This is a genomic window from Leucobacter albus, from assembly GCF_039528015.1.
Classification (GTDB): domain Bacteria; phylum Actinomycetota; class Actinomycetes; order Actinomycetales; family Microbacteriaceae; genus Leucobacter; species Leucobacter albus.
In genome coordinates this window covers 135,889-156,170 of sequence record NZ_BAAAKZ010000002.1, presented here as the reverse complement: position 1 = coordinate 156,170, position 20,282 = coordinate 135,889, and the positions used below count along the sequence as shown (strand labels likewise).

Genomic DNA, 20,282 nt, shown 5'->3' with positions numbered 1-20,282 from the left:
TCTCCCTCTCTCACCGGCCGCGCAGCGTGGCGCTTCGCCAGTCGCGGTGGTATGTGGTTGAGACTAGCCCTCTCGCAAAAGTAAAGCTGTAGGCATATCAGGGCGTTTGGCGAAGATTCGCCAAAACACGAGCACCGGTCTCACAGCCTACGGCGCGAACCACCCGCACTCCACCCCATGGCGCACGGTTTTTCTCGCTCCAACCGGGTGTACTTGTAACCGATCACACCGTCTCCGGCCCCACCGGAGAAGTGCCCCGCTCGCGAACGTGCACCCACGTCGCGATGCACGGTATCGGAGCCCCCCTCTGTGCCAAAGCGGGGCACCGGTGTGATCGTTGGTTCGGGGAGGGCCCACGCCTTCACGCCGGGCCCGCGAGCATATGCAGGCACGGGAACGCGCGCCAGCTACGCTGAGGCCAGCGATCGGCAACTGCCAGTGGCTTGACCAGGGTGGCTCATCGGGCGCCCGCAACCGAACGGGTGCTGATCATGACGACGACCGTTGCTCCTACCCTCGAGGGCCTCGGGCCGCTGCGTTTTACGCGGGCGCGCGCTGAAGACTTCCCGCCAGTGGCCAAGGCCTACACTCGCCTCTCTCAGACGGCGAAAGAGAGCGGCTTGTTCGCGAGAGCTCCGTGGTTCTACGCCCTCGTCGGTCTCGCCATCGCTATCGGTCTCGCTGCGACAATCACCGGGTCGATTCTGCTCGGCGACAGCTGGTTCCAACTGCTCATGGCTGCGGCGTTCGCCCTGCTGTTTACGCAGATCGCGTTTCTCACCCACGAGGCGGCACACCGCCAAATTCTCTCGACCGGCCCGGCAAACGACCGACTCGCGCGCGTGCTCGCCGCGAGCATTGGCATGAGCTACGCCTGGTGGGATTCGAAGCACACGCGCCACCACGCGAACCCGAACCGTGTCGGCAAAGACCCCGACATCGAGATCGACACGATCTCGTTCATCGAGGAAGACGCCGTGAAGGCCCGCGGGTTCATCAGGTTTCTGACGCAGCGGCAGGGGTGGCTGTTCTTCCCGCTGCTCACCCTCGAGGGGCTAAACCTGCACCGTCACAGCCTCGTCTACCTGTTCCGGCGCGAGCCGGTGAAGGGGCGGTGGGTCGAACTCTCGATTATCGTCGCGAGGTTCGCGGTGATTCTGGTGCCCGTGTTCGTGTTTCTACCCGTCGGGCTCGCGTTCGCATTCATTGGGGTGCAGCTCGCGGTCTTTGGCGTCTACATGGGGGCATCATTCGCGCCCAACCACAAGGGGATGCCGGTGATCGCTCACGACGCACGGCTCGACTTCTTCTCGAAGCAGGTGCGCACCTCGCGCAACATTCGCGGCGGCTGGTGGGCGACGTGGCTCATGGGCGGGCTCAACTACCAGGTCGAGCACCACCTGTTCCCGAGCATGGCCCGGCCGTACCTGTCGAAGGTGCGCACGCTCGTGATGGAGCACTGCAAGACCCTGGGCGTGCCCTACACCGAGACGTCGCTGCTTCGCTCGTACGCGATCGTGATCGAATACCTCAACCGCGTTGGCCTCGCGGCCAGGGACCCGTTCGACTGCCCGATTCGTGCGGAGTACCGCAGGGCGTGACGGCGTGGGACACGCCGTCATCTAGACTCGGCCCATGCGGTCTATGCACGGTGCGGCGGTCGTCGGCTCTGGCCCGAACGGCCTCGCGGCCGCGGTCACGCTTGCGCGTGCCGGCCTGCCCGTAACGGTCTTTGAGGCCTCCGACACAATCGGCGGCGGTGCGCGCACCGGTAGCCACGTGGCGCCGGGAGTGCGCCACGATGTGTGCTCATCGATACACCCGATGGCGCTTGCCACAGGCTTCTTTCGCGAGTTTGAGCTCGCCAAGCGCATCGACTTCGTGATTCCCGATGCTTCTTACGCGCACCCGCTCGACGGTGGTGCTGGGCAGCGTGCAGCCGTCGCCTATCGCGATCTCGAGCGCACGGCGGCCGAGCTTGGCGACGACGGCGCGGCCTACGCGCGACTGTACGCGCCGTTGCTTGCGCGGCTCGACGGTGTACTCGACCTCGCACTCGGCGGTGCGCTCGCACGCTGGCCGAGCGACCTTGGCGCGGCGCTTGCTTTCGCCGCCCGCGCCCTCGAACAGGGTACGCCCGCGTGGGGCATGCGATTTCGCTCGGAGTCGGCCCCCGCGTTGCTCGCGGGCGTCGCCGCGCACAACGTCGGGCGGATGCCGGGTCTGGCCGGGGCAGGGGTCGCGCTCGTGCTGGGGGCACTGGGGCACAGCAGCGGGTGGCCTGTGCCGGTTGGCGGCTCGCAGGCGATCACCGACGCGCTCGCAGCCGAGCTGATCGCGTGCGGCGGGAGAATCGAAACCGGGCGGCGCATCCGTGACCTTGGTGAGCTCGACGGCTACGAGTTGCGGCTGTTCGATACGTCGCCTCGGGGCCTCGCCGAGATCGCAGGAGAAGCGCTGCCGCAGCGCTATCGGCGCAAACTGCTCCGTTTTCGCTACGGCGACGCTGCGGCCAAAGTCGACTGGGTGCTCAACGGGCCCGTCCCGTGGCTTGATCAGAGAGTTGCTGCTGCGCCGACAGTGCACCTGGGCGGAACTCGGGCAGAGATCGCCGCTGCAGAGGCTGCGGTCGCCCGCGGGCGGCACGCAGATCGACCGTACGTGCTGCTGACGCAGCCGACCGCGAGCGACCCGGGCCGCAATGCCCCCGGCGTGCACGCCGTGTCGAGCTACACGCACGTGCCGAGCGGTTCTACTGTTGACGTCGGTGCCGCGGTGACGGCCCAGGTCGAGCGGTTCGCGCCCGGGTTTCGTGAGCGTGTGGTCGCCGTGCACGTGACGCCAGCTGCGCAGCTCGCCCGCGACAACCTGAACTACATCGGGGGCGACTTCAGTGCGGGCGCGGTGTCGCTGCCGCAGCTGCTTGCCAGGCCGGTGATGTCACCCGAGCCCTGGCGCACTCCGGTGCAGGGAATCTATCTGTGCTCGTCTGCGACGGCCCCGGGGCCCGGCGTGCACGGGCTCGCCGGGTGGTACGCGGCCAGGGTCGCGCTGAGGCGAGAGTTCGGAATCGAGTCGCCGTCGCTCGCGCTCGGCGCCGCCGACTGAGGCTCGAGACTGGCCTGCATGCTGCTGTGCCGGGCTTCGTGCTGCTACAGATGACGGTGGGGTGTGGGGAGTCGCAATATTGGGGGAAGCGAAGGGGGGAAGCCCACTCCCCACACACGCGCACCTGCTCACCGTGATACCGAATTTGGGGGAAGGTATCGCATCAGAGAATGTGGTGAGCGGCCCTGCACTGTGCAGCAGGGCTACCAAGAACCATACGGCCCAAACGGCTGCCTAGGCTAGGCCGACACATGATTTGCGTAAACCAATTAGTGTTCTGCGTAGTAAACGGGGGAGCCTACGTGGGCATTTCTGAGTAGTGCGTGGTGAAACGAGGTGCGCCGCGACCGGCTCCCTGAGGGGAGCCATCGGTTAGGTCGGCTGGTCGCCTGCCCGGGGTGCCGACGTCGAGCGGGCCGGGTCGACGGCGGTGCGCCTGAACACTGCGCTGAGTTCGGTGCGAGAGCCGATGCCGAGCTTCTTCATCGAACGGGCGATGTGATTTTCTACCGTGCGAATGCTCAGGGTCAGACGATCAGCTATCTCCCGGTTGCTCAGCGTCGCGGTGAGGGGGGCGATCTCTCGTTCCCGAGGTGTGAGCGCGGCAACGCCCGGGGCCTGCTCGCGATAGACCACCCGGCTCAGCGGCTCCCGCGTTGCCGCGAACGACTGCAGCGCTTCGTCGTATGCGCTGGCATAGGCTTCCGACGGGAGGCGCCCCTGCTGCCGGTGCGCAAAGTCGATATCTTCGAGAAAATCGGCGGCGGCGGCGAGCTCGGGAAGGCCGCGGAAGCGGGCGATGTGCTGAATGATGCCCGGATCCTGTCGCGTGGCGGCGCGCGCGAAATCCACGATCGGCGAGATCCAGGCGTGGCTGGGGTGCTGCGCGATCTGATCGAGTAGATTGATTGCCTCTGCCGAAGGCGTGAGCTGAAATGCGAACCGGGCCATCGACCATGCTGAGTAGTAGAACCCCCGCTCCATACAGGCGCGTGCCTCGGCGAGAAACGCGTTGCCTGCGGCCGGGCGGTTCTGCGAGAAGAGCACCTCAAGACAGTCGCCGAACTCGGGCCGCATTCCAGGCATTGGGCCGCGCGCCCCGTCATAGGCCCTGCTTTCGCTGAGCAGCGACTGGGCGATGTCGCTCCTGCCGTCGCGGTGGTGCAAGAACGCCGACCAGCGCAGCATGGCGGCATAGAGCACCGCATAGCGCAGATCGAGGTCGCCGACCGACAGGGCCTGGCTGAGCACCCGCCGCGCCTCAGACACCCGACCGAGGCCGAGCAGCAGTTGCGACCGAACGTAGGAGTGCATGAGAAACGGGACGGGGTCGTCGCCAGGGTTCAGGCTGAGCGGGTTTGCGATGAGGTCGTCGAGCGCGTCGTCGAGCGCGGCCTGCCTGATGCGCGTGATGAGCAGGTTCTGCTCAGATATGACCCGCTGAAACGGGAGCGCAGCCTGCGGGAGTTCTCCCGTCGCGTTGCGAGGCTGATCGCCCGAGGCGAGTAGCACGTAATCGACGAAGGTCGCGGCGAAACCGAGCGGGTCGTCGCCTGGGGCGGCGAGCCAGGCGTTGACCGCGGGCACCCGACCCTCATCGCAAAAGGTGACGTAGGCGACGTAGGCGTCAAATCCCGGGGCGTATTCGGCGTGCGAAGCTCGGAGCCGTGTTTCGTAGTCGGTATCGGGCTCACAGCCCTGCCCTCGCAGCACGAACTCATGCAGGGCGAGCTGCAGAAGCTCCGGGCCGGTCGCCCGATCGGCCGGGGTTGCCTCCAAGATTTCCACGGCGGTCGCAACGTACCCGCCGGAGCGCAGGAGCGTCTCGAGATAATCGATGGCCCGCGGCACATCTTGGTACCGTCGCCACTCTCGCGCGGTGTGGGAGAGCAGCCACTCGGCCTGTTCGCGCATGAAGCGTGCGAGGCCGGCGTTGTGCGTTTCTTCGGAATCTGAGAAGTGGGCGTGCGACGGAGGCGTCTGCTGCGACCCCGAGAGAAACTGGCTCCTTGCGGCCGGCGCGGTCGGGCCCTGCACCAACTCGGATGCGGCGATGTGTAGCAGGTCGATCGGCCGCCGCCGGAAGTAATCGGCGATGAGCGCGGGGCGGGGCGAGACTCGGGAGTTTCCGTGCGGATCGCGAAACACCGTGATGAGCCCCGCGCTTGTCAGGGATTCAGACGCGGCAAGGTCGAACCTGTGGAACTGTTCTGCAGTGAGATTGCCGACGAGCGAGAGCGAGTGCAGCAACCGGATCGAGGTCTCGTCGAGCGGGGCCAGTAGCCGCTCGACGCTCTCTTCAAGATGGCCGTTCCAGAGCTCGCCGCCCGGGCACGACCAGCGCCCGGCCGTGAGTCTGATGACCCCCGTTGCCTGGCCAGAACGTAAAATGTCGGCGGCGACGCCCGTGATGCCGGAGGACATTGAGAACACTTCGGACGTCAGGTCTGGGCTCACCTGCCCGTCAAGCATGCGTTCGGCGAGCACGCCGACCTGCTCGAAACTCAGCGCGGGGAGCTCGACCCTAGCATCGGCGCGCAGCGCGAGCGAAACGAGACGCTGCTGCTTCGTTAGCTGGCGAAACGGTGCGGTCACGATGACACTCGACAGCTGCGGCCGTTGCAGCAACGGAGCCAGGGCTTGCGCAGAGTGCAGGTCGAGCCACTCGGCGTCGTCGATGAGGAGGACCGAATTCGGGGTCGAGGCGAGCTCGACGGCGAGCGCGTCAGTGACCTCGCCCGGAGTCGCGTGCGGTGTGAACCGGTCGGCGGCGATCATCGCCTGGCGAAGCGCGGCGTACTTTAACTCGCTGAGCGACGGGTCTCCGCTCATGCGCACGGCAGAGAAACCGAGGGCGTTTAGCGCCGTTTCGAGCTCATCGAGCACCGTCGTGCGGCCAAACTCTCGGCTAGCAATCATGCGCACGCTCTCGTGGCGTCTGATGTGTTCGAGGAGCTTGTCAACCTCTTTGACGCGCATGGGCCACACCTTCCGAAGTCGCTGCGGAGTGACCCGCACAGGCGCTGAGTACCTCAGTGGGCTACTCAGCGAACCCCAAATTACACTACTCATCTCGGCGAATACAAGGCCCTAGGCAACCGCCTAACAGGCCGCAGGCGCCACTCAGAAGCGCGGCTGGCTCATAGCGTTTTCTATGTCACCACGGGGGTGTCGGACAGCCCCCGTAGGTCGTGAGACAGGCTGCCCGATGCTCGTGGAACAGGCACCCACGATAGCGATTGGAACAGCACAATGGTTGAGACTACGAACACGAAGAAGTCCGGGCGAAAGCGCGCCATCATCACAGGCGGAGTGCTCCTCGGGGCTGGCGCACTGGTCACCGCGGCAGCGTTCACCGACTTTGCCCTGCTTGATCTGAACGGTGACGGCGGCTTCGGCGGCGTCGAGAACGCCTACAACATTCAGGTGTCTACGGGCCAGGAGAACACCGTACCCGACGTCTCGACCTGGGTCGAGGCGAACCCCAACTCCGAAGCAGTAGCCCCCATTGAGGGCGCCGATGCGTTGATTCCCGGTGGCGCACCCATCTACGTGAACCTCCCGGTGCTCAACGATTCGGCCTCGATGGCCTCAACACTTGACCTCGTTTTGCACAACGTCACGGCTACCGTCGAAACTCCCGAGGGGGCGGCGATCGACATCGCGGCGGCGAACGAAGCGTACGCCAAGCTGATTCGTTTCCAGGTTGCCCAGGTTGACGACGCGAGCACGGTTCCGACCGACTGGGTCACCCCGACGGGCCTCGCCTTTGACACAAACGGGGCGGTGCCGTCTGTCGCACTCAGCGATCTCGACCCGAGCGCGGGCAGCATCATCGTCGTGAAGGTGTGGCTCGAGGAGGGGCAGACTCAGGCAGAGACCAACCTTGCGAACGGCGGCACCGTTCAGGTGCAGGCGCGGTTCGACGGCGAATCGAAGAACTAGTTCGGGTTTCAGCGGGTGGCGCCATGCGCGCCGCCCGCTCCCATGGGCAGCGAAGAAGGGGAGGCCAGCGATGAACGAGCAGCCTACAATGGCCGCCCAGCAGCAGCGCGTGCCGCGCCGGGCGTGGGCCACCCTCGGGCTGCTTGTCGGCACGGCGGCGCTCCTCACGGCGGCAACCGTGGTTGAGCGGCACTCCTTCGACGCGGTCTTCACCCCCGGCGCGGAGCACGACTTCAATATTCAGGTCGACGGCTCGTACGACGACTCCTGGACGCTGGAGCGGGCCCAGTGGCACGAGGGTCGCCCGAACACCCTCACGATCGAGGCAACCCCCGACGGGAGCGGTGTGCCGCTCCCGCCTGGCAGGGTCGAGACCTTTCTGCTCGGCGTGCGAAACGCAAGCCCAACCCTCGCCAGCACGCTCACGGTTGAGCTGTTTGACCCCGATCCGCTCGGGGCCGAGAGCGACCCGACGACTGGGAGCAGGCTCGAACTGTTCGATGCGCTGCACTTCACGCTGTCTGACGGCGAGCACGTGATCGTCTCGGGAAGCGGCGCCGAAGCGCTCAGCGGCGCTTGGCAAGCAGGGCTCGCGCCGACCGAGGCGCGTCTGCTCACGCTCACAATCCTGCTACCCGAGAGCGTCACCAACGACTACAACGGCGCAGGCACCGGCGTCGGAATCAGATTTGACGGGAGCTCCCTATGACCGACAGCAGAAGTGGCGCCCTGCGCGGCCTGCTCGCGCTCGGTGGGATGCTCGCCATCGGGTGTGCGGCCCTCGGCGTCAGCGTGACGCAGGCGGGGTTCACGAACGAGTTTCAGGGCACCGGCGCGGTGTCAGGCAGCATCGATATCGCCCAGTCGGCAGACGGGGCAGATCAGCACGCCACGGTTGATGATGCGAGGCTGCTCACCGAGGGGGCAGCCAGCTCCCCAATCCTGGCACTCGACGAGATTCCAACGGGCTGGCCCGCTCAGGAGTCGGTCACCTTCCCGGCGACGGTCTATTCGCTGGGAGAGACTCTCGTCGACGTGAGAGTGCGCATAGTCGACCTCACAGACGACGAGGCGACCCCCTACCCATCGCTGTTGTTCGGAGTGCGCGCCAACGGCGAGATCGTCGGCGACGGCACTCCGATAGCGGGGCCGTGGTTTGATGACCACCCTGGCGGCATAGTCGTCGCAGAGCGACTCGCCCCGAACACCGAGCTCAGGCTCGACACGAGCGTCTGGCTGAGAGGAGATGCCCCTGACGGGCACTGGGCGGTGCCCATCACGGTGGGGCTGCAGATCATCGCCGAGACCGTCGGCGGAGACACGATTGTGTTGGAAGGGGAATGGCGATGACCACGAAGCAACGGCACGGTGCACTGCGCGCGGCGCTCATCGTCGTGGTCACTGCCGTGCTCCCGTTCGCTGGCCAAGCATCGGGCGCGCACGCGGCCGGGCTTCTCGAACCGAGCAACACGGCCGTGGCGTTCGACACACCGGCCCCAGGGCACTCCACTGAGTGGACGATGGCAGCGGAAAACACGAGCGGCGGCACGGTCGGCCTCAGTATCGAGATTGCCGAGGTCTCTGGCACCGCGACCGCCGGAGACGCGCCGCTCAGGTTGACCATCGAAGACGCCGCTGGTGCGCTCCTCGCAGAGGGCGCCGCGAGCGCATTGGTCGGAGAGTCGTTCGATCTGCCCGACCTTGCTGCCGGCGAGACGGTGCGGCTGCGTGCGGCGGTCACGCTGCCGTTCGCCGCAGGCGACGACTACCGCGGGAGCACCGCGAGCATTCGCGTCGACTTCATTGCGACGGGTGACAGTGCGCAGCTGCCGGGCGTGCCTCCGGGGCCAGGTCTTTCGGCAACGGGCTCAGTGGCTCCGCTCGCGCTTGCCTGCGTCGCGCTCGCCTTGCTGTCAGGAGGCATCGTGCTCACCGTGCGTCGCCGCAACCGAACGGAGGAGCCCCGTGCGTAACCGCCCCGCTCGCCGCGCAGGCGGGCCACGACACTTTCGCGCCGCGCCGAGCTCGCTGCGCCGCACCGCCGGCCTCGCGACACTGGCACTCGCCGGCGTGGTGGCCGTGACCCTCGCCGGGGCCGCGGCTAACGGCGCCGCCGGCTTCCGTGACCAAGCGACGCTGCACGCGGAATACTCCGCAAGCTTTGAGCTCGGCATGCTCTCCGATAGCGGCGACGTGGTCGCGCTCGGCGGCGATCCGCTCACCCTCGAGTTCTCCCCGGGCACTGCCTGGGTGCCGGGCACGACCGCGCAGCTGAGCTTCGACGCTGTGAACAACAGCCCCGCGCTCGCCGCCGAACTCGTCATCGGGATTGCGGCGAGCGCCGACGACGCGGCGCTCGCCGAACACGTGCGGGTGACGATAACCGAGCAACGCGGCGAAGACGTGACGGTGCTCGCGGGCAACCCTGATGCCCCCGGCGAGAGCACGGTGACTCTCGCTGAGGCCGCAATCGGGCTCGCATCTCCGCTCGAGCGGCGCGGATCGGCTCCGCTCGAGCTCGGCGATGCCTGGGATGGCCCAGTGGGCAGCAGGGCCATCGTCACCGTCTACCTGCACCTGCTCGACAGCCCCGAGCTGCGCGCGCACAGCTCGGGGTCGCTCACCTCAACACTGACTATGACCGGGAGGTCAATCGTATGAACGCCACACGCTTCGCGCGCGGCAACCCGCGCCTGCCGAAACTCCTGCTGGCCGGCGGGGCGATGCTGAGCCTCGCCGCGCTGCTCACCGCCGACGCGACGGCGGCGGGCTTCGTCGACAGCACGTACGGCACCGCGCAACTGCGCACAGAATCCCCGCTCAGCGTGCCGCCGGTCGACTACGATCAGTCGGCGAACTCGTCGCTGTTCCTCACGCGTACCGGCGACCTGTACGTCGCGGGCGACCGCAGAAACGGGGACGGCAACGGGGGCACGCAGGCGCCCACGGCTGAGCCGACGAGGGTGAACTTTGGTGAGGGCGTCACGATCATCGACGCGATCGGATCCACCAATGACTTTCACACCGACTGGACCAGCACCAATAGCTATATGGCGCTCGACAGCAACGGCGGAGTGTGGACGTGGGGGAGGCCCTACGGCGGCGGCGGAATCACCGGGCACGGCCCGCAGTCTGACGCGCAGAGCCGCGCGGCCCGCCGGGTCACGCAGGTCGAAGGCGGCGGCCCCATGCCGGCGATCATGCAGATCAGTCGCTCCGAGAATCAGTTCTACGCGATCGACGGTGAGGGGAACCTGTGGGCGTGGGGGTACGACGGTGAGAACCTCCCCGTGCCGACCTCGGGCAATCGCGCCTACCCGGCGCTCGCGAACACCACCGTCGCCGCACCGTCAACTGGCACGTGTGCGACATCAAACGCTGGTGTCGTGCGCTGGCACTCGCTCTGGGGCGGCAACAACTCGAGCGGCGCGGTCGCGACAAATGGGCTGATCTATACGTGGGGTCACGACACGTCGAACGGGCTGACCGCCACACAGGTGAATGCCCGCTGCCCAGCGCTCCACGAGGGCCCCAACAGGGTGCTGTTTCAGCGCTACCCCGAGCTCTACCAGACCGCGGCTGGCGAGGTGTATGACGAGGCGACGCTCACGACCGAGGCGGCGCGGCACGCGCGCTACCTCGAGATCGTCGAGCACATGCGCCCCCGCACGCTCGCCGAGTGCTCAACGGTGAAACCTGCCGGAGTTGTTGACGAGTCGGCATGCCCCGTGCGCCAGTACGGGTTTAGCGCGCGAGCCGGGCGACTGCTGTTGCAGACGGGCGAGCTTTTCACGTGGAAGATCTCGACTGCGAGCTACGGCGACCCCTTCCTCGGGCGCGCGGTGACCGCGGCGACCCCCGCATACGCGCCCCACCCGGTGTCGTTTGGCGGGTCGACGAACTCGCTCGATCGCGTCGTGACGGGGGTGAGCGCATCGTTCGGCCTGACGCGCGAGGGCGTGTTGTATGGCTGGGGCGAGAACAACTACTGCCAAGCCGTCGGCAAGCCAACCCAGAACGGTGCACTCGTCGAGGCTGACTGCGCCGAGTTCGGGCGCGACTCTGCGACGGGCCGGCGGGTCGACACGCCGATGCCCGTGCAGAACCTGCCTGAGGGCCAGCGGGTCGTGCGCGTCGCCGCGACACAGTGCGCCGCGTGGGCCGAAACCGAGACCCGCGAACTCTGGGCGTGGGGTGGCGGCACGGTTTCTGGCGCCGACTTCCGCTACTGCAAGCAGCCGAGCAGCGGGCACCGCGGCTACAAGATCTATGACTATGGCTCGGTGACCGACGAGCACCCGCTGGGAGTGCCCGTCACCGCGACGACGACCGGCACGATGCGGGTGCGGGGCGAGTGAGCCGCCTGCGAGATGGGCTGCGCACCTGCGAGTCGGGGCGCGCAGCGATGAGACGAACGAGATTGGAAGACACATGCGAGTAATGGCTGGGATACGGTCGGTGGTGTTGTGGATCGGGGCCACCCTCGGGGTGGTGTGCATCGCCCTGTTCGCCGCCGGGCTGGTGTTCGGTATTAAGCCGTACGTTGTTGTCTCAGGCTCGATGGAGCCCGAGATGCCGGTCGGCGCGCTCGCGCTCGCGCGCGCGGTGCCCGCGGTGAAGGTCGACGTCGGCGACATCGTCACCGTGCCGCGCACCTCCGGCGCGGGCGTTGTCACGCACCGGGTTGTCGCGACAGACACCGACGAAAACGGTGCGATTCTGCTCACCCTCAAGGGTGATGCGAACCTCACAAACGACCCTGACGAATACCGCGTTGCCACGGTCGGCAAACACCTCGCTACGGTTCCCGGCCTGGGGTACGTCGCCGGGAGCCTGCGCACACCGTTCGGCCTTGTCGGCGTCTCGATCGTGGTGCTCGTGTTTGCGCTCGCGGTGTTCGTGAACCCACGCGCGCGAGCTGCGGTATCGCCGGCTCGGGCAGCGGGTTAAGGCTTCTCGGCGCGCTCGCCGACGCTGAGCTCGAGCCTGAAGTCGACGGGGGCGCCGCCGAACAACCGCCTGCCGGCAGTGGCTGCCGCCTCTTCGACGACGAGGGCGACCGCATCGGCGTGTTCTGCTGGGCTGTGCACGATGACCTCGTCGTGCAGAAAGAAGGCCAGGTGCGGTACCCGAGCGAATACGGTGCCCGACGCGGGCGCCTCGCGCGCGGCGGGCACCGGAGCGAAGTCGGTGAGTTTGCCCCGTATCTCGGCCAGCCACGCCAGGGCCCACTCAGCGGCCGTGCCCTGCACAACAAAATTGCGGGTGAAGCGGCCGCGCTCGCGGGCGCTGCGGCGCGCGGCATCCTCGTCGCGGCGCGACGCCCCGGGAAGCGACGCGGCGGCCTGCACGTTATTCCACTCCGCGTCTGGTGGGGGCGAGGAGCGCCCGAGCCAGGTGGTCACCGTGCCCCCGCGCTCGCCCGCGGCAGCGGCATCGTCGACGAGCCGCATCGCCGCAGGGAACCCGCGGCGCAGCTGCGGTACGAGTCGACCGCTGTCGCCAGAGGTGGCGCCGTACATTGCACCGAGCATGGCGAACTTTGCCTCCTCCCGGGTGTCGACCACGCCACCCGCGACGAGCCCGGCGTAGAGATCGCTGCCGCGGCCAGCAGCTGCCATGGCCCTGTCTCCCGACATCGCGGCGAGCACGCGGGGCTCGAGCTGCGAGACATCTGCGCTCACGAGCACCCAACCGGGGTCGGCGCGTAGCGCGCGTCGGAGCAGGCGCGGCAGCTGCAGCGCACCCCCGCCGTTCGACGCCCAGCGCCCGGTGACGACGCCACCCGGAACGTACACGGGCCGGTAACGCCCGTCGCGCACCCACTCGTCGAGCCATGCCCACCCGTTCGCCGTGAGCAGCCGGCTGAGCTTCTTGTAGGCCAGCAGGGGCGCGATCGCCGGGTGTTCGTGTTCGTAGAGCTCCCACTGCGAGGTTGACTCGACGGCTATGCCCGCAGCGCGCAGCGCGCGAAGCAGTTTGGGAGGGGAATCGAGCGACGCCAGCGGATCGCCGAGGGCCTCCCGCACCTGCGCGGCCATTGCGAGCATGCGCGCTGGCTTCTCGGCGGCCGACGCCGGGCGGGGGCCGAGCGTCTCGATGAGAATGCGGTTGTGCTCAGCGGTATCCCACGGCAGCCCGGCCGCCGACAGCTCGGCAGCGATCAACGCCCCAGCAGACTCTGCCGCGAGCAACAGTGACAGCCTGCCCGCCGCGCTCGATGAATCGACCGCGGCCCGCTGCCTGCCGAACTCGGCGAGGGCCTCGGCGAGCGTGTCCCTGTGGTCACGCGCGGCTGGCGCGCGGTCGAGGTCGAACAGCGCGGGCTCTGGCAGCGACGCGGGTACCTCGTGCGTATCTGCCAGCGCTGCAGGCTCCGCCCAATGAGCGGCAGCGATCAGTGGTTGCCGCCCCCGCACGTGCTCGGAGTTGCGCAGAATCTGGTGGGAGAGCATGAGGTCGTGGCAGCGAGCCACCCGCACCCCGGCCGCGAGCAACTCGGGGTACACCTGCGCGGTGCTCCACCACACCCAACGCGGTGAGTGGTCTGCTTCGTGCTGAGCGACGAACGCAGCGAGTGTGCCCTCCTCGATCGAAACGGGGGCTCCTGGCTCACCGCTCGCCGACACGTGGGCGGCGGCGAACACCCCGTCGGGGGTGCGACCGAGCACGCACCAGTGCGGCGGAGACGGCTGGGTTTCGGTTGGCACACTCTAACGCTAGCGACCGCGCCCGACATTGACGGGGAGATCCGGGGACGACAGCGGTGACGACGCCCCTCGGGGCGAGGTCTAGTAAGGGGGTAGCGGCCTCAGAGGCCGCACAAAAGTTAAGGATTCATCACGAAATTTGCATCCGGGTTGATTTAGGCGGTAGTGCGATAGGGTTGCTCATATCGGCGCATTCTTTCCGATTGCTTCGCCTCAGTGTCTTACAGCCGCTGGTGTGTTTCCCCGGGCTGTCCCGCTGATAAGTTCAATTCCGCGCATCCGCGCGACCAATACGAGCCGCCTCGGCGGCTCCGCATCACAAAGGAATGCTCTCATGGCAACCGGCACCGTCAAGTGGTTCAACAGTGAAAAAGGCTACGGGTTCATCGCACCCGACGACGGCTCGGCAGATCTCTTCGCGCACTTCAGCGCGATTGAAGGCACCGGCCGTCGCGACCTCGAAGAGAACCAGCAGGTCGAGTTCGATACTGAGGATGGCGCTCGCGGCCCGCAGGCCGTGAACATTCGCAAGCTGTCTTAAGCGACTTCACATGGGGGGTGTCGTCCGGTAACGGGCGGCGCCCCTTTGTGTACCCGGCACCGGGCGGCGCAGCCCCGCACTCCCGGGTAGCGCAGCCCCGCACTCCCGGGTAGCGCAGCCCCGCACTCCCGGGCGGCGCAGCCCCGTGATTTGCGACCCACAGGAAACGCTCGGCTAACTCTGTCAGGGTACCCGGTATGGGTATACGTATCGCGCTGGTCCCGCTGCTCGCTGCAGCTCTGCTCCTCACGGGTTGCGCCACGGCAAGCCCCAGCGGGGCGGCCGCAGAAGCCGAGCCGGCTGCTGCCCTCGAGATCATCGCCGACCTCGGAGTTGATACCAGCGACCCTGCCGCGATTATCGAGGGGCTTGACACGCTTCCCGTCGCGAACAGGCCAAGCCCCGACGATCTCATCGCGTCGGTGCAGCCGGGCGAGCTCCTGCTGCAGCCTGGCGATGTTTCGCTCCCGCTGACCGGCACCGATTTCTACCTCTCGATCGCGCCCTACGTCGAGCAGACCCACCCCTGTGCGTTCCATAGCCTCACGACCTGCCTCGGGGAGCTGCAGCGCACCCCGATCGAGCTCACTGTCACAGACGTCAAAACCGGTGATGTTGTCGTGAACGAAATCACCGCCACCGCCGACAACGGGTTCGTTGGCGTCTGGCTGCCCCGTGACGGCGAGTTCGACGTGCGCATCGTCGGTGAGCAGGGCGCAGCCGAGCAACGCGTCACTACTGGCGCCGAAGACCCGACCTGTCTCACGACGATGCAGCTCGCCGCTTAGCGCCGAACGCGCACCGGGCAGCGCTGATGGGAGTGGCCCGCGGCCTATCAGCCGCGGGCCACTCCCATCATGCACAACGGGTGACTACGGTAGCTGCGAGGCTGCCGCCCTGTCGAGCACGTAGACCACGTTCGGGTGGCGCTGCGCGACGCTCGCGGGGAGGGCCTCGGTGATGGGGCCGTTGATGGCTGCGGCGACCGCCGCTGCCTTTGCCTCGCCAACGGCGACGATCACGAGCTTGCGGGCATCCATGATGGTGCCGAGCCCCTGCGTGATGGCGTGCGTCGGCACGTCGGCCGAAGACGCGAAGAAGCGCGCGTTGTCGGTGATGGTTTCGGCGGTGAGCTCGATCTTGCGGGTGCGCGAATCGAGCGGCGAGCCCGGCTCGTTGAACCCGAGGTGCCCGTTGCGCCCGATGCCAAGAATCTGCACGTCGACGCCGCCAGCCTCGACAATCGCGGCCTCGTACTCCGCCGCCGCCTCGGTCGTGGCGTCGGCGGCGGGCACGAGCACGAGCTCGGGGGAGAGGCCCACGGGCTCCACGACCGTTTTGGTAATGACCGTGTGGTAGCTCTCCGGATGCTCGGGGTCGATCCCTGCGTACTCGTCGAGCGCAAAGCCCCGCACGCGCGACTGATCGAGGCTCTGCTCGCGAGCGAGCTCGGCCCACGCGGCGTAGAGCGGGAGCGGGGAGGAGCCGGTCGCGAGACCGATTACCGCATCGGGGCTGGTCTTGATTGCCTCAATGACCTGTTCGGCCGCGAAGCGGCCGAGTGCGTCTGCATCGTCGAATACGCGTACTTCCACCGGGCCGTACCTTAGTGGCCCTGTGCTGCGAGGCGCTGCTGCGCCTCTACGATGAGCTGCTCGGCGTCGGCTGCTGAGCCCCACGCGTCAACCTTGACCCACTTGCCCTCTTCGAGATCCTTGTAGCGCTCGAAGAAGTGCGCGATCTCCTTGCGCGTGTACTCGGGAATGTCTTCGACGTCTTGGATGTGCGACCAACGCGGATCCTTGTACTGCACCGCAATGACCTTGTCGTCACCGCCTGCCTCGTCGCTCATCTTCAGCACGCCAACCGGGCGCACCTTGATGCCGACGCCGGGGAACACGGGGTAGTCGAGCAGCACGAGCACGTCGAGCGGGTCATTGTCTTCCCCAAGGGTCTCCTCAAAGAAGCCGTAGTCTGCGGGGTAGACGAACCCGGTGTAGAGCACGCGGTCGAGGTAGACGCGACCGGTCTCGTGGTCGATCTCGTACTTGTTGCGGCTTCCCTTAGGGATCTCGATGACGGCGTCGAATGCGGCGGTCATGCGCGCTCCTTTATGCTTGCGGTCGAGCGGTGTCGGCCTGGTTGCGAAATATTGCCGAAGCTAAGGCTACCCGATGTGTTGGCCGGGGTACCGTAGAAGCGTGGAGCATCCCCAATTCATGCAGGTCAGGCGCGCGGTGCGCCGGGCGCTCGCCGATGTGGTCGGAGGCGGCGAGGCAGATCCGCTCGTGCTCGTCGGGGTCTCTGGCGGGGCAGATTCCCTCGCGCTCGCGGCTGCGCTTTCGGCCGAGGCCGAGGCCGCCGGGGCGCTCGCGGGGGCGCTCGTGGTAGATCACGGCCTGCAACCACACTCCGCCGACGTCGCACAGCGCGCCGCCGGTCAGGCCGAATCGTTTGGCCTCGACCCGGTCGTCGTGCGGCGCGTGAGCGTGCGGGCAGACGGCGGCCCCGAGGCCGCAGCGCGCGCCGCAAGGTACGACGCATTCGCGAGTGTCGCGAGCGCGCACGGGGCCGCGGCTGTGCTCACCGCCCACACTCGCGATGATCAGGCCGAACAGGTGCTGCTCGGGCTCGCGCGCGGTTCTGGCACGCGCAGCATCGCCGGTATTCCCGTGGCGCGTGCGCTGACCGAATCGACGCGACTGCTGCGACCGCTGCTTGACCCGGCGCTCGATATCACGCGGGCGACGACGGTCGCGGCCTGTGTCGAGCTCGGCCTCGAGCCGTGGCAAGACCCGCACAACCAAGACCCGGGATACGCGCGCGTGCGCGTGCGCGAGACGGTGTTGCCGCTGCTCGTCGAGCAGCTTGGCGAGGGGGTGCGGGCGGGGCTTGCGCGCAGCGCGGATCTCGCGCGCGAGGATGCTCTCGCGCTCGATGAGTGGGCGGATCGGGTGCTACGCGAACTCGGTAGTGCCGAGCAGCCTGGCGGCGTGGTCGTGCTCGGCCCGGAGAGCATCGGGGCACTGACCGCGGTTCCCGCTGCGATTCGCCAGCGGGTTATTCACCGCATCGCCGCGGAGCACTTCGGGGCGAACCTCAGTAGGCAGCACACGCTCGCGCTCGCGCGACTGGTCACCGACTGGCGGGGAAGGGGGCCGGCTTTTGTGCCGGGCATCCGCGCAACGCGCACGCGCGAAGCCCTCACGCTCGCGCCCCAGCTCACCTCACCCCGCGGCTGAAGAGCCAAGCGCTTGGAAAGCTGATCCACCACTCATCGACAGCGCACTACGATGGACGCATGGACGCGAAACACCTTGGCGATGATCTGACCGTAGTGCTGCACACGGAGGAGGAGCTGCGGGTGCGCCTCGCAGAGCTCGCTCGCGAAATCGAGCGCGACTACCCTGCCGAGCCCCCGCTCCTCGTCGGCGTGCTCAAGGGCGCCGTAATGGTGATGGCTGATCTTGCGCGCGAGCTGAACTTCCACGCGCAGATGGACTGGATGGCGGTCTCGTCGTACGGTGCGAGCACGAAGTCGAGCGGTGTCGTCAAGATTCTCAAAGATCTCGACGCAGACATCACCGGCCGCGATGTGCTCATTGTTGAAGACATCATCGACTCCGGGCTGACGCTCGCCTGGCTGAAAGAAAACCTCGAGAGCCGCGGCGCAAAGTCGGTGCGCATCTGCACGATGCTGCGCAAGCCGGAGGCCCTGAAGGTCGATGTCGACGTCGCCTATGTTGGCTTCGACATTCCCGTCGAGTTCGTTGTCGGGTACGGCCTCGACTACGCCGAAAACTATCGCAACCTCCGCGACGTCGCGATTCTCGCACCGCACGTATACTCAGGCTCCTAGCGTGCGCTCGGTCCGCCCTGAGCGGACAAGCGCCGTGAGCGGGGAGAAGTGTCAGAGGCCTCGGCTACGCTTAACTCGCTGCATCCTGCCAATTGAAAGGCCCAGACTTGGCTGATAAAACGTCCGAGACCCCGAAGAAGGGTCGGCGCTTTCTGCGCGGACCCTTCGTGTACGTTGCCATCGCGATCATCTTTGTGATGCTGGGCTGGTCGTTCCTGTCAGGGGCGAACACCCGCGAGGTGACCACCGAGCGCGGCCTCGAGCTCATCGCCGAGGGCAAGGTGAAGAAGGCCGAGATTATCGACGGCGACCAGCGCGTGAACCTCGAGCTCACGAAGGCTGACAAGAAGGCAGGCAGCGACACCGTCTTCTTCTACTACGTGAATCAGCGAGGCGGCGAGATCGTCAGCGCGATCGACGAGGCGAAGCCGAAGGGCGGGTTCAACGACCTCGTGCCGAAGCCCAACCCGTTCTGGTCGCTGCTCGGGTTCATGCTGCCGCTCTTGCTCATTGGCGTGCTGCTGTGGTGGATGCTGTCGTCGATGCAGGGCGGCGGCCGAGGCGTCATGCAGTTCGGCAAGTCGAAGGCGAAGCTCGTCTCGAAGGAGACGCCGGTCGTCACGTTCGCAGACGTTGCGGGGGCCGACGAGGCCGTCGAAGAGCTCGAAGAGATCAAGGACTTTCTGCAAGACGCGTCACGCTTCCAGGCAGTCGGCGCGCGCATTCCGAAGGGCGTGCTGCTGTACGGCCCTCCCGGCACGGGCAAGACCCTGCTCGCGCGGGCAGTCGCGGGCGAGGCAGGCGTGCCGTTCTACTCCATTTCGGGCTCCGACTTCGTCGAGATGTTCGTTGGCGTCGGCGCCAGCCGCGTGCGCGACCTCTTTAAAGAGGCGAAGGCGAACGCCCCGGCGATCATCTTCATCGACGAGATCGACGCCGTTGGCCAGCGGCGCGGGCAGGGCATGGGCGGTGGCCACGACGAGCGCGAGCAGACGCTGAACCAGCTGCTCGTGGAGATGGATGGCTTCGACCCAAAGGCGAACGTCATCATGATCGCGGCGACCAACCGCCCCGACATGCTCGACCCGGCGCTGCTGCGCCCGGGCCGCTTCGACCGCCAGGTGGGCGTCGACGCGCCAGATATGCGCGGCCGCTTGATGATTCTGCAGGTGCACGCGAAGGGCAAGCCGCTTTCGAAGAACGTCGACCTCGAGGTCGTCGCGCGCAAGACTCCAGGCTTCTCTGGCGCCGACCTGGCGAACGTGCTCAACGAGGCGGCGCTGCTCACCGCGCGATCGAACGCGCAGCTCATCGATAACCGCGCGCTCGACGAGGCGATTGATCGCGTGATTGCAGGCCCGCAGCGCCGCACCCGCGTGATGAAAGACCAAGAGAAGCTCATCACCGCCTACCACGAGGGCGGTCACGCGCTCGTTGCCGCCTCGCTGAACCACACCGATCCGGTGACGAAGGTCACGATCCTGCCGCGCGGGCGCGCCCTCGGCTACACGATGGTGATTCCGCTCGAAGACAAGTACTCGGTCACGCGCAACGAGCTGCAAGACCAGCTCGCGTACGCGCTCGGCGGCCGTGTCGCAGAGGAGATCGTGTTCCACGACCCGACGACGGGCGCTGGTAACGATATCGAGAAGGCGACCTCCACCGCGCGCAAGATGGTCACCGAGTACGGCATGACGACGGCGGTCGGCCCCGTGAAGCTCGGCCAGGCGCAGCCCGGCGCCTTCATGGGCGACTTCGGGCAGTCGCGCGACTACTCCGAGGGGCTTGCCGTGCAGATCGACGCCGAGGTGCGCGCCCTGATTGAGCAGGCGCACAACGAGGCGTACGAGCTGCTCGTAGCCAACCGAGACGTGCTCGACCGGCTTGCCGGGGAGCTGCTCGAAAAAGAGACGCTCGACCACATTCAGCTCGCCGAGATCTTCCGCGACGTGAAGAAGCTCAAGCCGCGTGCGACCTGGCTGTCGCACGGCGATCGGCCGGTTTCTGACCGACCGCCGATCGAGGTGCCGGCAGCAGTGCGCACGGATGGGCCGACCGCCGACAAAGTAGCCCAGGGCGAGAGCTCTGCGCAGGCACCAGACACCCCGACGGAGTAGCG

18 protein-coding genes are annotated in these 20,282 nt (G+C 67.2%); 14 read left to right on the top strand and 4 right to left on the bottom strand.

Annotation, left to right across the window (positions count from 1 at the left end):
- Positions 1–491 precede the first annotated feature (491 nt).
- Positions 492–1,601, top strand: a complete 1,110-nt coding sequence (locus ABD115_RS02275) for a fatty acid desaturase family protein (protein ID WP_343957791.1) — start codon at positions 492–494, stop codon at positions 1,599–1,601.
- A 34-nt stretch (positions 1,602–1,635) separates the two neighbouring features.
- The gene (locus ABD115_RS02270) at positions 1,636–3,108 is read left to right on the top strand and encodes a phytoene desaturase family protein (RefSeq protein ID WP_425560054.1); all 1,473 of its coding nucleotides are present in this window, start codon (positions 1,636–1,638) and stop codon (positions 3,106–3,108) included.
- A gap of 372 nt (positions 3,109–3,480) precedes the next feature.
- Here ABD115_RS02270 and ABD115_RS02265 read toward each other — a convergent pair whose 3' ends face one another.
- A complete protein-coding gene (locus ABD115_RS02265) occupies positions 3,481–6,087 on the bottom strand; it encodes a helix-turn-helix transcriptional regulator (RefSeq protein WP_343957789.1) in 2,607 nt (868 codons plus the stop codon).
- A 273-nt stretch (positions 6,088–6,360) separates the two neighbouring features.
- Between ABD115_RS02265 and ABD115_RS02260 the strand changes: the two genes are divergently transcribed.
- The 7 genes from ABD115_RS02260 (at position 6,361) to ABD115_RS02230 (ending at position 12,003) form a co-directional block, all read left to right on the top strand.
- On the top strand, positions 6,361–7,053 hold the full coding sequence (locus tag ABD115_RS02260; protein ID WP_343957787.1) for a hypothetical protein: 693 nt from the start codon (positions 6,361–6,363) through the stop codon (positions 7,051–7,053).
- Between the two features lie 70 nt (positions 7,054–7,123).
- A complete protein-coding gene (locus ABD115_RS02255) occupies positions 7,124–7,762 on the top strand; it encodes a hypothetical protein (protein ID WP_343957785.1) in 639 nt (212 codons plus the stop codon).
- On the top strand, positions 7,759–8,403 hold the full coding sequence (locus ABD115_RS02250; RefSeq protein WP_343957783.1) for a hypothetical protein: 645 nt from the start codon (positions 7,759–7,761) through the stop codon (positions 8,401–8,403). Before ABD115_RS02255 ends, ABD115_RS02250 begins: the two co-directional genes overlap by 4 nt.
- Positions 8,400–9,026 carry a hypothetical protein gene (locus ABD115_RS02245; RefSeq protein ID WP_343957781.1) on the top strand — a complete coding sequence of 209 codons (627 nt, stop codon included), beginning with the start codon at positions 8,400–8,402 and terminating at the stop codon, positions 9,024–9,026. Before ABD115_RS02250 ends, ABD115_RS02245 begins: the two co-directional genes overlap by 4 nt.
- Positions 9,019–9,714 (top strand): hypothetical protein, encoded by a 696-nt coding sequence (locus tag ABD115_RS02240; protein ID WP_343957779.1) that lies wholly within the window; start codon positions 9,019–9,021, stop codon positions 9,712–9,714. The genes ABD115_RS02245 and ABD115_RS02240 overlap by 8 nt, the downstream gene beginning before the upstream one ends.
- Complete coding sequence (locus ABD115_RS02235) at positions 9,711–11,411, top strand: RCC1 domain-containing protein (protein ID WP_343957777.1); 1,701 nt, start codon at positions 9,711–9,713, stop codon at positions 11,409–11,411. The genes ABD115_RS02240 and ABD115_RS02235 overlap by 4 nt, the downstream gene beginning before the upstream one ends.
- Before the next feature lie 82 nt (positions 11,412–11,493).
- On the top strand, positions 11,494–12,003 hold the full coding sequence (locus tag ABD115_RS02230) for a signal peptidase I (RefSeq protein WP_343957775.1): 510 nt from the start codon (positions 11,494–11,496) through the stop codon (positions 12,001–12,003).
- Here ABD115_RS02230 and ABD115_RS02225 read toward each other — a convergent pair.
- Positions 12,000–13,763 carry a bifunctional 3'-5' exonuclease/DNA polymerase gene (locus ABD115_RS02225; protein WP_343957773.1) on the bottom strand — a complete coding sequence of 588 codons (1,764 nt, stop codon included), beginning with the start codon at positions 13,761–13,763 and terminating at the stop codon, positions 12,000–12,002. The genes ABD115_RS02230 and ABD115_RS02225 overlap by 4 nt on opposite strands.
- Before the next feature lie 334 nt (positions 13,764–14,097).
- Here ABD115_RS02225 and ABD115_RS02220 point away from each other — a divergent pair, with 334 nt between their 5' ends.
- Complete coding sequence (locus ABD115_RS02220) at positions 14,098–14,304, top strand: cold-shock protein (RefSeq protein ID WP_119284821.1); 207 nt, start codon at positions 14,098–14,100, stop codon at positions 14,302–14,304.
- A gap of 197 nt (positions 14,305–14,501) precedes the next feature.
- Positions 14,502–15,092, top strand: a complete 591-nt coding sequence (locus tag ABD115_RS02215) for a CueP family metal-binding protein (RefSeq protein ID WP_343957771.1) — start codon at positions 14,502–14,504, stop codon at positions 15,090–15,092.
- Positions 15,093–15,176: 84 nt separating this feature from the next.
- Here ABD115_RS02215 and ABD115_RS02210 read toward each other — a convergent pair whose 3' ends face one another.
- Both ABD115_RS02210 and ABD115_RS02205 read right to left on the bottom strand, forming a co-directional pair.
- On the bottom strand, positions 15,177–15,899 hold the full coding sequence (locus ABD115_RS02210; protein ID WP_343957769.1) for a glucosamine-6-phosphate deaminase: 723 nt from the start codon (positions 15,897–15,899) through the stop codon (positions 15,177–15,179).
- 11 nt (positions 15,900–15,910) lie between these two features.
- Positions 15,911–16,405 carry an inorganic diphosphatase gene (locus ABD115_RS02205; RefSeq protein ID WP_343957767.1) on the bottom strand — a complete coding sequence of 165 codons (495 nt, stop codon included), beginning with the start codon at positions 16,403–16,405 and terminating at the stop codon, positions 15,911–15,913.
- A gap of 73 nt (positions 16,406–16,478) precedes the next feature.
- Here ABD115_RS02205 and tilS point away from each other — a divergent pair, with 73 nt between their 5' ends.
- The 3 genes from tilS (at position 16,479) to ftsH (ending at position 20,280) form a co-directional block, all read left to right on the top strand.
- A complete protein-coding gene (tilS, locus tag ABD115_RS02200) occupies positions 16,479–17,546 on the top strand; it encodes a tRNA lysidine(34) synthetase TilS (protein ID WP_382388804.1) in 1,068 nt (355 codons plus the stop codon).
- Positions 17,547–17,605: 59 nt separating this feature from the next.
- On the top strand, positions 17,606–18,163 hold the full coding sequence (hpt, locus tag ABD115_RS02195; RefSeq protein ID WP_343957763.1) for a hypoxanthine phosphoribosyltransferase: 558 nt from the start codon (positions 17,606–17,608) through the stop codon (positions 18,161–18,163).
- A gap of 194 nt (positions 18,164–18,357) precedes the next feature.
- A complete protein-coding gene (gene ftsH, locus ABD115_RS02190) occupies positions 18,358–20,280 on the top strand; it encodes an ATP-dependent zinc metalloprotease FtsH (RefSeq protein WP_382388818.1) in 1,923 nt (640 codons plus the stop codon).
- The last annotated feature ends 2 nt before the right edge of the window (positions 20,281–20,282 follow it).

What these genes read in the sequence shown, in the direction of transcription:
- ABD115_RS02275 (WP_343957791.1), top strand. Translation starts at nt 492, where the DNA reads ATGACGACGACCGTTGCTCCTACCCTCGAGGGCCTCGGGCCGCTGCGT.
- ABD115_RS02270 (WP_425560054.1), top strand. Translation starts at nt 1,636, where the DNA reads ATGCGGTCTATGCACGGTGCGGCGGTCGTCGGCTCTGGCCCGAACGGC.
- ABD115_RS02265 (WP_343957789.1), bottom strand. Translation starts at nt 6,087, where the DNA reads ATGCGCGTCAAAGAGGTTGACAAGCTCCTCGAACACATCAGACGCCAC.
- ABD115_RS02260 (WP_343957787.1), top strand. Translation starts at nt 6,361, where the DNA reads ATGGTTGAGACTACGAACACGAAGAAGTCCGGGCGAAAGCGCGCCATC.
- ABD115_RS02255 (WP_343957785.1), top strand. Translation starts at nt 7,124, where the DNA reads ATGAACGAGCAGCCTACAATGGCCGCCCAGCAGCAGCGCGTGCCGCGC.
- ABD115_RS02250 (WP_343957783.1), top strand. Translation starts at nt 7,759, where the DNA reads ATGACCGACAGCAGAAGTGGCGCCCTGCGCGGCCTGCTCGCGCTCGGT.
- ABD115_RS02245 (WP_343957781.1), top strand. Translation starts at nt 8,400, where the DNA reads ATGACCACGAAGCAACGGCACGGTGCACTGCGCGCGGCGCTCATCGTC.
- ABD115_RS02235 (WP_343957777.1), top strand. Translation starts at nt 9,711, where the DNA reads ATGAACGCCACACGCTTCGCGCGCGGCAACCCGCGCCTGCCGAAACTC.
- ABD115_RS02230 (WP_343957775.1), top strand. Translation starts at nt 11,494, where the DNA reads ATGGCTGGGATACGGTCGGTGGTGTTGTGGATCGGGGCCACCCTCGGG.
- ABD115_RS02220 (WP_119284821.1), top strand. Translation starts at nt 14,098, where the DNA reads ATGGCAACCGGCACCGTCAAGTGGTTCAACAGTGAAAAAGGCTACGGG.
- ABD115_RS02215 (WP_343957771.1), top strand. Translation starts at nt 14,502, where the DNA reads ATGGGTATACGTATCGCGCTGGTCCCGCTGCTCGCTGCAGCTCTGCTC.
- ABD115_RS02205 (WP_343957767.1), bottom strand. Translation starts at nt 16,405, where the DNA reads ATGACCGCCGCATTCGACGCCGTCATCGAGATCCCTAAGGGAAGCCGC.
- tilS (WP_382388804.1), top strand. Translation starts at nt 16,479, where the DNA reads ATGTGTTGGCCGGGGTACCGTAGAAGCGTGGAGCATCCCCAATTCATG.
- hpt (WP_343957763.1), top strand. Translation starts at nt 17,606, where the DNA reads ATGGACGCGAAACACCTTGGCGATGATCTGACCGTAGTGCTGCACACG.